This is a genomic window from Streptomyces sp. BBFR102 (assembly GCF_051397025.1).
GTDB lineage: Bacteria > Actinomycetota > Actinomycetes > Streptomycetales > Streptomycetaceae > Streptomyces.
The window spans coordinates 5,866,164-5,879,650 of sequence record NZ_CP195757.1 but is presented as its reverse complement, the minus strand read 5'-3'; the positions used below and the strand labels follow the sequence as shown (position 1 = coordinate 5,879,650).

Below are 13,487 nucleotides of genomic sequence, written 5' to 3'. Positions count from 1 at the left end.
GCCACGCAAAGTACAGGTAAAGCAGAAGCGGCTATTCCGCTTCCGTTCGCCACCGCCAATGTCCAACTACTAAGATGAGGTCAGTCGAGTAATTAATCGCCCATTTCACGCCCCGAATTAACCAGTACTCGCCAGAGCGGCGGCGCTTCAGCACTCCCCTGTCGCCTCGACCGGCGCGAGACGGGTGGGCCGATCGCCTTTCGGCTGTCAGGGGGCGTGCTCACAGCCTCACACGGGTGAGGAAGGTGGTGCGGCTGGGGCAGGCGGCGTGGGGGGCGTAGAGGGCGCGCGGATGGGTGGTTCGAGGGGGAGGACGTGCGCGGGCCTTGACCCCTGATGGCACCCGCGCCGTTGAGAGAGGCGTTCAACGTCTCAACTCATCGGCACAGGCGCCTCGTCGGTTCCCTGTCCTGCCGCACTCGACCTGCCGCATGCCTGGGTGGACGCGCGGATGGGTTACGGGCGGCGGGCGGGCCGCGTATGCCATCGGAGGATCACCCACGCTTCGCGGATCAGGCTCCGGATGATGACTGCGCTGGCGAGTGCCGTCCAGGGGGCCTGCACCACCGAGCTGCGGTCAGTCACGCTTGCCGGCGAGTGCCGTCCAGGGGGCCTGCACCACCGAGCTGCGGTCAGTCACGCTTGCCGGCGAGTGCCGTCCAGGGGGCCTGCACCACCGAGCTGCGGTCAGTCACGCTTGCCGGCGAGTGCCGTCCAGGGGGCCTGCACCACCGAGCTGCGGTCAGTCACGCTTGCCGGCGACTCGAACCCCCGCGTGTGCCAGGAGTTCGGGGCCTGCCCCAAGGCCCGACTACGCCGCCACCCCTCCTGGCCCCGCCCCATGGCGATGACCAACTCCCACGGCAGACCCCGCCCTTCGACGGCAGAGCCAACCTCGCCGAAGCCACCCGCCTGACACCGCGCCCGAAAGCCGTCGCAAACGGCGACGCATGTCGCTTCGACAATCGCCCAGCGCGGCGTACGGCAAGACACCTACCAGACGGAAACCGCCCCCACGGTCCGGCCCGCACCCACCATGCCACCCACAAGCCGGGCCCACCCTCCAACCCCGCCGACCCCTGGCCGCCGTTGGCCACACGCCCCAGCGCCGGTCCGGCGGCGGGCTGTTGGTGACCTCGACGACCAGGGGGTCGTCCTCGTACCGCAGGGCGACGGTGATCAAGCCTCCCGGAGCACGTTACGGGCGTTGGTCAAGCCCTCCCGCACCAGACGGTGGACCGCGTGATCCGCGGTCGCGGCGAGCAGGCGCTTCCCGCCGGAACGGGTCAGCTCCACCGTCATCCCCGCCCTCCGAGACGGCTCCACCGAACTGGCGATAGCAACCATCCCGCGCGACGCCATCACGGGGGCTCCCGCCACCCACCCCCGCGATCGGCTCCGTCGTCCGGCTCCGCGCGGATCGGCTGGAGAAGCCCTGCGAGGCACCCGGCGCTCACGAACCAGCGCGCGTCACTTCTTCTGGACCGGCGGGCAGGTGCCGGTCTCCTCGCCGATCGAGTTGATCTCGGCGTTGGAACGCGAGTCACCGGCGTAGTCGATCTGATCCGTGCACTTCATGTCGGACGGCGACTTCTGGACCGGCGGACACGTACCCGTCTCCTCACCGATCGAGTTGATCTCGGCGTTGGAACGCGAGTCACCGGCGTAGTCGATCTGATCCGTGCACTTCATGTCGGACGGCGACTTCTGGACCGGCGGACACGTACCCGTCTCCTCACCGATCGAGTTGATCTCGGCATTGGAACGCGAGTCATCCGCGTAGTTGACCTGATCCGTGCACTTGGTGCCGGACTGGGCGGGCGTGCCCGCCGACTTGCCCTCCCCGGTGTCGGACGGAGAGGAGGAGGCCGCAGCCGATGAGCTGCTGCTGGAAGAGGGCGCGTTGTCGGCGTTGCCGTCGTCGCACGCCGCCAGCGTCAGGCCGAGGGCCACTGCGGTGATGCTGAGTACCGAGATCTTCCGAGTGCGCATGCTGTGTCTTTCTCTGCGTGGGGCGCTCCTGAGGAGCAGCCGATGAGCTGGGCGACAGTTCACCCGTGCGGCTTCCGTGTCCTCAGACAGTCGGGGTGGTTGCCGCGGTTCTTCTTGATCGTTCTCAGGACACTTTCGTGACATGCCAGTGACAGTGGCTGCGCTCCGGCGTCCGCGCCTCCGGTCGCCGCAGGCCGATGAGCCCTGCCAGGCTGGGCTGGTGCACGGCGGGACCCGTGGACGTTTCGGGCACTCGCTCGTCATCACGTACTGGCTCATCCACAGAGCCGAGGGGTTCGTCGCCGGTCTCGGGGCCGCGTCCCGGCCCGGAGCCTTGCTCGAAACCTCCGCGGTCGGGCTCGCGGGCGGTTCGCCGGCGTGGCCCGGCGTGCGACTGCGGCCCGGTGTACGGCTATGGCCCGGGTACGCGCCCTCGACGCCGTCTGCGCCGACGCGGAGGACCCGGGGTCCGGTTCCAGCCACCTCCGACGCCTCTTGGCGGGCCCGAGCGGAGCGACACGGTCGCGCACGCCCTGGCATGGCCGGGGACACCGGCGCACTCTTGGTCATCGGCCATACACTTTGCGCCACACGTGACGGCGGTCACCCTCTCCCCCATCGTGTGCGACTGGTAAGTTCACGCCGGTTACATGGCACGGGGGGGAACCGACAATGTCACCGCACGGCTTCACGACAGAAGCGCGCACGCTTCGCGCGCCATTCATTTCTGCGGCGCTTCGCGCTGATACCAGAGCGATCACAGGCGCGCCACCGCTTTTTCCGAGCGCTGCGTGCACATCCCGGTCAGACCGACACCCGGTCCCGGACGTCGAACTCGACTTCTCTCACCACCACCCAGCGCCCCGCCCTCCCCTCACGAACAGCTGACGCGAATTCGCACACGCGAACATCGGTTGCTCTGCTGCCCCTGTTGCAGCCAAGAGCGGCCCTGTCGGCATGCCCTCTCAAGGCAACGACGGAAAGGCTCAACCGTATGAACACGGCGGTCACGCCAAACACCGGACATGCCCTGCTCGAAGACCTCTTCGGGGAGCAGGCCGAGTTACGTCCCGACGCCCTCGCCGTGGTCGAGGGCGGCATCCGGCTCACCTACGGCGAACTGCGCGAGCGCGCGGGGCTCATGGCGGCGGGGCTGGCGGCCCGTGGGGTGGGCCGCGAGACGCTGGTGGCCATGGCCTTCCCCCGGTCGGCGGAGGCCATCGTGTGCACCGTGGCCGTCGTGCTCGCGGGCGGCGCCTACCTGCCCGTCAATCCCTCCTTCCCCGGCGAGCGGCTGCGCCTCATGCTCGGTGACAGCGGCGCGCCCCTGCTGGTGTGCGCGCCCGGCGCGGAGGAGTCCCTGGCGCCGGCGCTGCCCGACGGGATGCGGGTCACCACCCCGGACGAACTGGTCGCGGAAGGCCGACGGACCCACCCGGACGGTGGCGGGCCCGCCACCGCGCCCCGCCCCGAGGACCGCTCCCCCCTCGCCTACGTCATGTACACCTCCGGCTCCACCGGTCGGCCGAAGGGCGTGATGATCGAGCAGTCCGGCATCGTCCGGCTGGTCAAGGAGAGCGACTTCTACCGGTTCTCCCCGCACGACCGTCTTCTGCTCACCGGCGCCCTGGAGTTCGACGCGGCGACCTTCGAGATCTGGGGCTGCCTCCTCAACGGCGCCACGCTGCACATCGCCGACAGCGAGACGCTGCTGGTCGCGTCGGCTCTCAAGCGGGTCCTGCACGACGACGGCATCACCGTGATGTGGATGACCGCGCCGCTGTTCCACCAGACGGTGGACACCGACCCGGACGTGTTCGCGCGCCTGGGCACTGTCCTGGTCGGCGGGGACGTGCTCTCGGTACGGCACGTGCGGACGCTGATGGCGGCCCACCCCACCCTGCGGGTCATCAACGGCTACGGGCCGACCGAGAACACGACGTTCACCACCACGCACGAGATCCGCCCCGACGAGCCCGGTGCCTTCCCCATCGGCCGCCCGGTCACCGGTACCACCGTGCTGGTCCTGGACGAGAGCGGCGCCCCCGTGGGGGTCGGCGAGCCCGGCGAGCTCCACACCGGCGGCAGCGGCCTGGCCCGGGGCTATCTGGGCAATCCCGAACTCACCGCGGAGCGCTTCGTCCTGGTCGGTGGCGAGCGCTTCTACCGCACCGGCGACCGCGTCAGCCTCGACCGGCAAGGACTGCTGCACTTCCACGGCAGGGTCGACGACCAGGTCAAGATCCGGGGCCACCGGGTGGAGGTCAAGGAGGTCGAGGCGGTCCTGCTCTCCTGCCCCGGCGTCCGGGACGGCTGCGTCACCGTCGCCTCGGACGGGGCGGGTAAACACCTCGTCGGCCACATCGTGCCCGAGGGGTCCGCCACCGCGTCCGACGTCACCGCGGCGCTCGCCGCCCGCCTGCCCGACTACCTCCGCCCGGAGCGGATCGTCGTCCTCGACCGTCTGCCGCTCAACGCGAACGGCAAGGTCGACAGGAAGGCTCTGCGCTCCGCCGCGCCGGCCGCCTCGCACACCGGCCCCGCGACCACCGGTCCGGTCCACGCCGGCCTGCCGCCCGCGCTGCGGCAACTGGCCGGGCTGTGGGCCACTGTGCTGCGTCTCGACGGCCGCCGCGTCCTCACACCGGAGGACGACTTCTTCGCCCTGGGCGGCAACTCCCTGTCCGTGGGGGCGCTGATCGGCCGGCTCGCCGTACACGAGGGCGTCCGTCTCGGCTTCGGTGACGTGTTCGAGCACCGCACCCTGGCCGCCATGGCCGACGCGGTCCGCCGCGCGGCCGAGGCCGCCGAGGGGCTCCCGCCGGCCGCCGTCGCTCCGGTCGTCCGGGCCCCCGGGGGCCGGCCCGCTCCGCTCCACCCCCAGCAGCACGGAATGCACACCCACGCCCGCGTGGCGCCCCGGTCCGTCGCGTACAACGTCCCGTTGCGGCTGGATCTGCAGGGTCGGCTCACCGGCGCGGCCGTACGGGCGGCTCTCGCGGAACTGGTGCGCCGGCACGACGCGCTGCGCACCCGGTTCCTCGACGGCCCCGACGGCGTACGGCAGGAAGTCGTCCCCAGCGCCACCGTCGGCCTCGTGGAGGCCGACGCCGCCACCCACCCGGACGACGCCACGGTCGTGGCCTCCTTCGTCCACCCCTTCGACCTCGGTCACGCGCCGCTGCTCCGGGCGCTGCTGGTCCGCGACGAGGACACCCGCCACCGGCTCTACCTCGACGTCCACCACATCGTCTTCGACGGCGTGTCGCTGGGCATCGTCGCCGAGGAACTGGCGGAACTGCTCGGTGGCGGCCTGCTGTCCGAGCCCAAGTGGGGCTACGCGGACGCCTCGGGCTGGTTCGCCGACCGGCTGGAGGAAGGCGCCTTCGCGGCCGACGAGGAGTACTGGCGCGGTGTACTGGCCGACCCGCCCCGGCTCGACCTGCCCACCGACCATCCCCGCCCGCCCGTCCGCGCGGAGACCGGAGCGGTACTGGGGCTGCCCCTCGGCCCGGAGCGGACCGGGGCACTCGACCGGATCGCCGCCCGGGAATCCACCACGCCCTTCGTGGTCCTCCTCACCGCGTGGACCGCGGCGCTGATGCGGCTGTCGGGTCAGACCGACATCGTCGTCGGCAGTCCCATGAGCGGGCGGGTCCACCCCGACGTCGAGCCCGTCGTCGGCATGTTCGTCACCACTGCGGCCCTGCGCCTGTCGGTCGGGGAACCGGCCACGCTCGGCGACCTGCTCTCCGTCACGCACCGTCGGCACCAGGAGGCCCTGGAACACCAGACGGTGCCCCTGGACCGGGCCGTCGCCGGACTCGGCCTCCCCCGGGACCCCTCCCGGCTCCCGCTGATCGACGCCTTCTTCGCCCTGCAGAACATCGGTTTCCACACCTTCACCCGCAACGGCGTGACGGTCGATGTGCACCTCCTGCACCCCGGCTCGTGCCGCTTCGACCTGAACCTCCAGGCCTACGCGCGGCCCGGGGAGACCTTGCTCGAACTCGAGTACAGCACCGCCCTGTTCACCGCCTCATCGGCTCAGTACCTGCTCCAGCGCGTGGCCGAACTGATCGACGACCTCGACGTCTCCCCGCGCACCCCGCTGTCCGGACAGGTGGCGTCCCCCACCCCGGTGACCGCCACCCACGCCGATTTCACCTTCTGAAGGACCGGAATGACCAACGCACTGCAAGCCCGTCAAGCGCTCCTCGCCCACCCCGGGCAACAGGAGTTCTGGGACGCCCGCGTCACGGGGTGGACCGAACCGGTCCAGGTCATCCGCGACCACCTGCGCCCCGGCGCCACCGGCCCCCAGGTGACCGGAGCGGCCCTCGACGGCCCCACCGCAGCCGCCCTCGACCGCATCACCTCCGGCGACGCGGTGCTGCTCCGCACCGTCGCCGCCGCCGTACTGGCGCTGCTCGCCGCCCGCACCACCGACCGCGACGAGGTGGTGGTCTTCCTGCCGGCCCCGCCCACCGCCTTCGGCGCCCCGAACCGCGCCGTCCCGATCGGTGTGGACATGGCGGCCGGTGCCGAGGCCAAGGCGCTGCTCGGTGCCGTCCGCGCGGCGTACCTCCAGGCGGCCGAGCACCTCGACGTGCCCGTCGCCCACCTTCTGGAGCGCGCCGGCAGCCGGCCGTCCGACTTCATGGTCGGCGTCGACGGCGACCTCGGCCCCGAGGACGCCGACCGCGCCGGGAGCCCGCTGCTCTTCACCCTCACCACCGGCCCCGCCCCCCGCCTGGACCTGCGCTACGACCCGGTCCTGTTCGCCGAGGAGACCGCCGGCCGGCTCCTGGAGGGCTACCGCCGCCTGCTGCACGCCGTCACCACGGCGCCGGCCACCCCGGTCGACACCCTGCTGGCCCCCTCGGCCGCCGAACTCGACCTGATCGCGGGCTTCAACGACACCGAGGCGCCGTTCCCCAAGGACCGGCTGCTGCACTCCTTCCTGGAGGAGCGGGCACGCGAGCACGGGGACCGCGTCGCCGTGACCGACGGCTCGGGCACCACCTACGCCCAGCTGAACGCCGACGCCAACCGGCTGGCCAGGACGCTGCGCGAACGGGGCGTGGGCGCCGGCAGCGTCGTCGGCGTCTGCGTGCCCCGCTCGGCCGCCATGCTCACCGCCATCTACGCCGTGCTGAAGGCCGGCGGCGCCTACCTGCCGATCGACCCCACCCTGCCTGACAAGCGCATCCGGTACCTCCTCGACCACAGCGGCACGGAGCTGGTGCTCGCCACGGCACAGACGGCGCCGGTCCTAGGCGGCCACGCGATGGTGGACGTCGGCGACGTGGCGGCCTGGGCCGCGGACGACAGCGACCTGGAGCCCGTCACGGGGCCCGGCGACGCCTGCTACGTGATCTACACCTCCGGTTCCACCGGCCGCCCCAAGGGCGTCGTCGTCGAGCACCGCGCGATCGTCAACCGCCTGTGGTGGATGCAGCGCGGCTATCCGCTCGGCGCGGACGACGTCATCCTGCACAAGACGCCGTTCACCTTCGACGTGTCGGTGTGGGAGATCTTCTGGTGGTCGCTGGCCGGCGCCTCGGTCGCGACCCTCCCCAACGGCGCGGAGAAGGACCCGGCCGAGATCGCCGACCGGATCGCCGAGAGCGGCGCCACCACGGCACACTTCGTCCCCAGCATGCTGCACGCCTTCCTGACGTACACCCAGGCGGCCGGTGCCACCGGGCGGCTGCGTTCGCTGCGCCGGCTCTTCGCCAGCGGGGAGGCGTTGGCCGCCGCCCACGTGGAACTGGCCGGCTCGGCGCTGCCGGACACCCTGCTCGTCAATCTCTACGGGCCCACCGAGGCCGCCGTCGACGTCAGCCACTTCGAATGCGGTGACGTCGACTCCACCCGCTCGGTGCCCATCGGACGCCCCATCGACAACATCAGGCTCGTGGTGCGCACGCGGAACGGGGCCGTGGCCCCTCTCGGCGTCCCCGGGGAGCTGTGCATCGCGGGTGTCGGCCTGGCCCGCGGGTACCTGCACGCCCCGGAGCTGACCGCCGAGCGCTTCGTGACCGGCCCCGCGGACCTGGGCCGGCTGTACCGCACCGGTGACCTGGCCCGATGGCTGCCCGGCGGCATCCTGGAGTACCTGGGCCGACTCGACACCCAGGTCAAGATCCGCGGGTACCGCATCGAGCTGGGCGAGATCGAGCACCTGGCGGGCGCTGTACCGGGCGTCGTCGAGTGCGCGGTGGCCGCGGTCGCCGGGGACCGCGGTGAGAAGGCGCTGTGCGCGTACGTCGTGGCGGGGGCCGGCTTCGACGAGCAGGGGCTGCGTGCGGCGCTCGCCGCCGAACTGCCGTCCTACATGGTTCCCCAGTTCGTCGTCACGGTGCCGGCCATCGCCACCAACCACAACGGCAAGCGCGACCTCTCCGCGCTGCCCCAGCCGCGGCGGCAGGGCACCGGAGAGGAGCACGTCGAGCCGTCGACCGAGGCGGAGCGCCTGCTCGCCTCGGTCTGGACGGACGCCCTCGGGGTGGGGAAGGTCGGCGCGCACGACAGCTTCTTCGCGCTCGGCGGGGACTCCATCATCGGCATCCGCGTCGTGGCCGCCCTGCGCCAGGCCGGCTACGAGCTCTCCGTCGGTGACGTCTTCGCCCACCAGCGGCTGGCCGACCTGGCCGCCGTGCTCCGCCGGGCCGAACCCTCCGCCGCCCCGGAGCTCCCCGACGGCGCCCCGGACGCCTGGCCCGCCTCGGCCCTCCAACAGGGCATGATCTACCACAGCGGCGTCGAACTCGACGTGCCCGTCTACCACGACATCTTCCGGTACCACGTGGACGTCCCGCGCCTCGACGAGACGGCACTGCTCGGCGCCTGGCGAGGGCTCGCGGAGCGTCATCCGGTACTGCGCGCACGGTTCGACCTCGAAACCTTCGACCGGCCGCACATGGTGGTCGAGGACTCCCCGCCGCTGCCCGCCGAGGTCGTGGACCTGCGGGCCGACGCGGACTCGGCCGCGGCCGTTTCCGCCTGGGCCGAGACCGAGAAGCACCGCCCCCTCGACCCGTCCGCCGCGCCGGCGTACCGCGTACGGTTCTTCCTCGTCGGACCGCGCCGCGTCGTCCTGGGCCTCAGCTTCCACCACGCCGTCCTCGACGGCTGGAGCGTGGCCACACTGGTCGAGGAATGGGCGCGCGGCTACGGCGACCTGCTGGCCGGGCGTGTCCCCGACCCCGTCGCCGCCCCCGCTCTCCAGAGCCGGTACGCGGAGCTGGAGCGGGCGGCCGAACAGGACGGCGCGCAACGCGACTTCTGGACCGGGGAACTCGCCGGCAGCGCCTTCACGGAGATCCCCCGCCTGGGCGAGGGCGCCCGTGGCGGCGAGGTGTCCGCCGAGGTGGTGATCGCCGCCCGCGGGCTCGATCCCGAGCTGCTGACCGCCCTGCGTGCCCGTGCCCAGGAGTGGTCCGTACCGCTCAAGAGCGTGTTCCTCGCCGCCCACCTGCGGGTCCAGGCCCTCGTCGCCAACCAGCACGACGTGACGACCGGTCTGGTCGCCAACGGCCGGCCCGAGGTGGACGGGGCAGAACATGCGCTCGGCATGTTCCTCAACACGCTGCCGTTCCGGCTCCGCCTCGACCCCGGGCAGAGCTGGCGCCGCCTGGCCGAACGCTGTTTCGAGGTGGAGCAGCGGCTCCAGCCGCACCGCTGGTTCCCGCTGCCGTCGATCCAGAAGCTGCACGGCGGGCCGGCCTTCGAGGCGCTCTTCAACTTCACCAACTTCCACGTGCACCAGCGCGGCGGGGCCCCTGGGGCGCCGGCGGTCGTGGCGGCGGACTACTTCGAGCAGACCAACGCCCCCCTGGTGGTGTATGTCGGGGCCAACGCCTACGAGGGAGGCTGGGAGTACCGCATCGGCTACGACCCGGGCCAGTTCACCGCCGAGCAGATCGACCGGTACCTCGGCTACTACCTCGGCTGCTTCCAGGCGCTCGCCACGGCGGGGGAGGAGGCATGGGCCGCCACGGTGCCGCTGTCCCCGGCCGAACGTGCCGAGCTGCTCCCGGCGCCGGCCCGCCCCGTCCGGCCCGAACTCGGCGGCAGCGGCAACCTGGTGGACCGCTTCGAGGCGATGGCCGCCGAGCACGGCGACACCGTCGCCGTCTCCTGCGGCGACCGCAGGCTGACCTACCGCGAACTGGACCGTCGTGCCAACGCCCTGGCCCACCGCTTCGTGGCGGACGGTGTCCGCCACGGCGACCTCGTGGCCCTCGCGCTCGACCGCGACCTGGAGATGGTCGTCAGCATCCTCGCCACCCTCAAGACGGGCGCGGTCTACGTCCCGGTCGACCCCGGCTACCCCGAGGACCGGATTCGCACGACCGTCGAGGACGCGGACGTCCGGCTCGTGGTGGGCACGGCGCAGGTGTGCGCCCTCTTCCCCGGCCGCGCCACGCTCACCGGCACGGCCGCGGAACTGGACGCCGTCACCGGCGGCGGCGCCGAGCGGGGACCGGGCCACGACCTGACCCCGGACTCCCCCGCGTACGTCATCTACACCTCCGGCTCCACCGGCCGGCCCAAGGGTGTGCTGGTGACCCACGGCAATGTGCTGCGGCTCTTCGGCGAGACCGAGCACTGGTACGGGTTCGGGGACCAGGACGTCTGGTCGCTGTTCCACTCCTTCGCCTTCGACTTCTCCGTGTGGGAGCTGTGGGGTGCGCTGCTGTACGGCGGGCGGCTCGTGGTGGTCCCGTACTGGGTCAGCCGGTCGGTGGAGGACTTCGCCGACCTGGTCGTCTCCGAGGGCGTCACCGTCCTGAACCAGACCCCTTCCGCCTTCGGCCAGGTCAAGCAGGCGCTGATGGCCCGGGCCGGCCGCGAGGACGTGTCGCTGAGGTACGTGGTCTTCGGCGGGGAAGCGCTCGACTTCGCCTCGCTGGCCGACTGGTTCGCCCACTTCGGCGACGCGCGGCCGCGGCTGGTGAACATGTACGGCATCACCGAGACCACCGTCCACGTCACCTACCGTCCGGTGACGGCCGCCGACACCCGCGCGCCGGGAAGCCTGATCGGTGAGCCCGTCCCGGACCTCGGCCTGCATCTGCTCGACGGCCTCGGTCAGCCGGTGCCGACCGGGACTCCCGGCGAGATCGTCGTGACCGGCGGCGGGGTCGCCCGGGGCTATCTGGGCCGGCCCGAGGAGAACGCCGAGCGGTTCGTGGAGCTCGACCTCGGCCACGGTCCGACGCGTGCGTACCGCTCGGGCGACCTGGCCCGGCGGCTGCCCGGCGGCGAGCTGGAGTACCTCGGCCGGGGCGACGCCCAGGTGAAGATCCAGGGCTACCGCATCGAGACCGGCGACATCGAGGCGGCTCTCACCGCCCACCCCGGTGTCGACTCCTCTCTGGTCGTGGCCTTCACCCGGCGCACCGGCGGCAAGGCTCTGGCCGCCTACCACCTACCGGTTCCGGGTGGCCGGGTCGACCCTGCGGAGCTGCGGGCCCACCTCGTCGAGCGGCTGCCGGGCCACATGGTGCCCAGCTTCCTGATCGCTGTGGAGCGGTGGCCCCTGACCGTCAACGGCAAGACCGACCGGCGCGCGCTGCCGGACCCGGAGGAGCACCTGACCGCCACCGCTCAGGAGTACACCGCTCCGCGCGACGCCACCGAGGCCCGGCTGGCCGCCGTCTGGCAGGAGGTGCTGGGCGTCGAGCGGGTCGGTATCGACGCGACCTACCACGGCCTGGGCGGCGACTCCCTGCAGGGCATCCGGCTCGTCGGAGCACTGCGGCGGGCGGGGTTCGAGGTGCCGCTGCACGACCTGTTCCGCGTGCAGACCATCCGCGCGCTCACCGACCAGGGGCTGGTCGGGACGGCCGGGGCCGGCACCGCCGCGAAGAGCGAACCCTTCGACCTGCTGCCCCCCGAGGACCGGGCGCTGCTGCCCGCGGACGTGGTGGACGCCTACCCGGCCACCCAGCTCCAGCTGGGCATGATCTACCACAGCGAGTCGGACCCGGGCCAGGCCGTCTTCCACGACCTGATCCGCTACCGCGTCGACCTTCCGTTCGACGAGGCCGTGCTGCGCGGGCTGATCGGTGACATGGTCGCCGGCCACGAGATCCTGCGGACCTCCTTCGCGCTCGTCGGGCACAGCGTCCCGCTGCAACGGGTACACGGCGACGGCAGGACCGACCTCACCGTCCACGACGTGTCCCACCTCGGTGAGGCCGAGCGCAAGACGCTGCTCGACGCGTGGTTCGAGGCCGAGAAGGCGACCGGCTTCGCGTGGCAGGAGCCCACCCAGATGCGGTTCTTCGCGCACCGGGCGTCCGCCGGCTCCTTCTACCTGTCGGTGAGCTTCCACCACGCCGTCATCGACGGCTGGAGCTTCTCCGGCCTGATGGCCCGCCTCCTGGAGGACTACCGCAGGAGGCTGTCCGGGGAGCCGCGCACGGCGTCGGCGCCGGCGCCCCTCGCCTACCGCGACTACGTACGCCTGGAACTGGCCGCGCAGCACGACACGGCCTCGCGGGAGTACTGGACGCGGCTGCTCGAAGGCGCCCCGTACACGAAGCTGCCGCGGGTCCCGGACCCCGGCAGCCGCTGGGCGGAGGCGGAGCTGCTGATCGGCGAGGAGCGCCACGACCGGTTGACGGCACTGGCGGCGCGGCATCAGGTGCCCGTCAAGGACCTGTGCCTGGCCGCGCACTTCAGGGCGCTGTCGCTGATCACCGGCACCGCCGACGTGACCACCGGGGTGTTCGGCCACGGCCGTCCCGAGCACGTGGACGCGGACCGCATGGTGGGCCTGTTCCTGAACATCGTCCCGTTCCGCGCCGCGACCGGCGGCTCCTGGGAGGAGCTGGTGGCGGCGGTCCGGCGGATCGGCCACGAACACCTGCCGCACCGGCGGTACTCGTACGCCTCCATCCAGCGGGCCCGGGGTGGTGAGCGCCTCGTCGAGACGGCCTTCAACTTCGTCAACTTCAGCGCCTACGCAGACCAGTTGGGTGCTTCCGGAGAGGCGGTCATCGGCGAGCTCAAGTGGTTCGAGCATGCGGACTTCGCCCTGCTGGTGACCTTCAACGCGGACCTCTTCACCCGGCGGATGAGGCTCAGCTTCAACGCCAACGCCTCCGTGCTCGGCCCCGAGGCGGTACGGGCCGTCGCGGGGGTGTACGAGGCGGTCCTCGCCGAACTGCTCGGTGAGGAACCGGCCGTCTCCCTGGAACAGCGGCTCGCCGCACTGCCACGCCCCGCGGACCCCGGACCGGACGGGTACGACCGGGCCGCGGGCGCGGCGGGGGCCGCGTGCGCCGAGGGTGTCGAGCGGATCGACCCGGCGCGGCTGCGCGCGCTGGTGGCGCGGGTCCGCGAGGACGAGGGCGCGCCCCTGGACTCCCTCACGGCGCTGCGTCTGCGTGCCGCCGTCGAGGACGCGTTCGGCGTCCGGGTCCCGCTGTCCGCGTTGCTCCGTGACGGCCTGTCCGTCCTGGGGATGTGAGGGGCGC

3 protein-coding genes are annotated in these 13,487 nt (G+C 72.2%); 2 read left to right on the top strand and 1 reads right to left on the bottom strand.

The genetic code is table 11. The features are described 5' to 3' along the window. Window positions 1-1,470: 1,470 nt before the first annotated feature. Window positions 1,471-1,992 (bottom strand): hypothetical protein, encoded by a 522-nt coding sequence (locus ACSLIC_RS26050; protein ID WP_436740143.1) that lies wholly within the window; start codon window positions 1,990-1,992, stop codon window positions 1,471-1,473. A 994-nt stretch (window positions 1,993-2,986) separates the two neighbouring features. Here ACSLIC_RS26050 and ACSLIC_RS26045 point away from each other — a divergent pair. After that, window positions 2,987-6,166 carry an amino acid adenylation domain-containing protein gene (locus ACSLIC_RS26045; RefSeq protein WP_436740142.1) on the top strand — a complete coding sequence of 1,060 codons (3,180 nt, stop codon included), beginning with the start codon at window positions 2,987-2,989 and terminating at the stop codon, window positions 6,164-6,166. Between the two features lie 9 nt (window positions 6,167-6,175). Further along, on the top strand, window positions 6,176-13,480 hold the full coding sequence (locus ACSLIC_RS26040) for an amino acid adenylation domain-containing protein (RefSeq protein WP_436740141.1): 7,305 nt from the start codon (window positions 6,176-6,178) through the stop codon (window positions 13,478-13,480). Window positions 13,481-13,487: the final 7 nt, after the last annotated feature.

Bases quoted from the DNA above. Each gene is read 5' to 3' on its own strand.
- ACSLIC_RS26050 (WP_436740143.1), bottom strand. From the start codon at position 1,992: ATGCGCACTCGGAAGATCTCGGTACTCAGCATCACCGCAGTGGCCCTC.
- ACSLIC_RS26045 (WP_436740142.1), top strand. From the start codon at position 2,987: ATGAACACGGCGGTCACGCCAAACACCGGACATGCCCTGCTCGAAGAC.
- ACSLIC_RS26040 (WP_436740141.1), top strand. From the start codon at position 6,176: ATGACCAACGCACTGCAAGCCCGTCAAGCGCTCCTCGCCCACCCCGGG.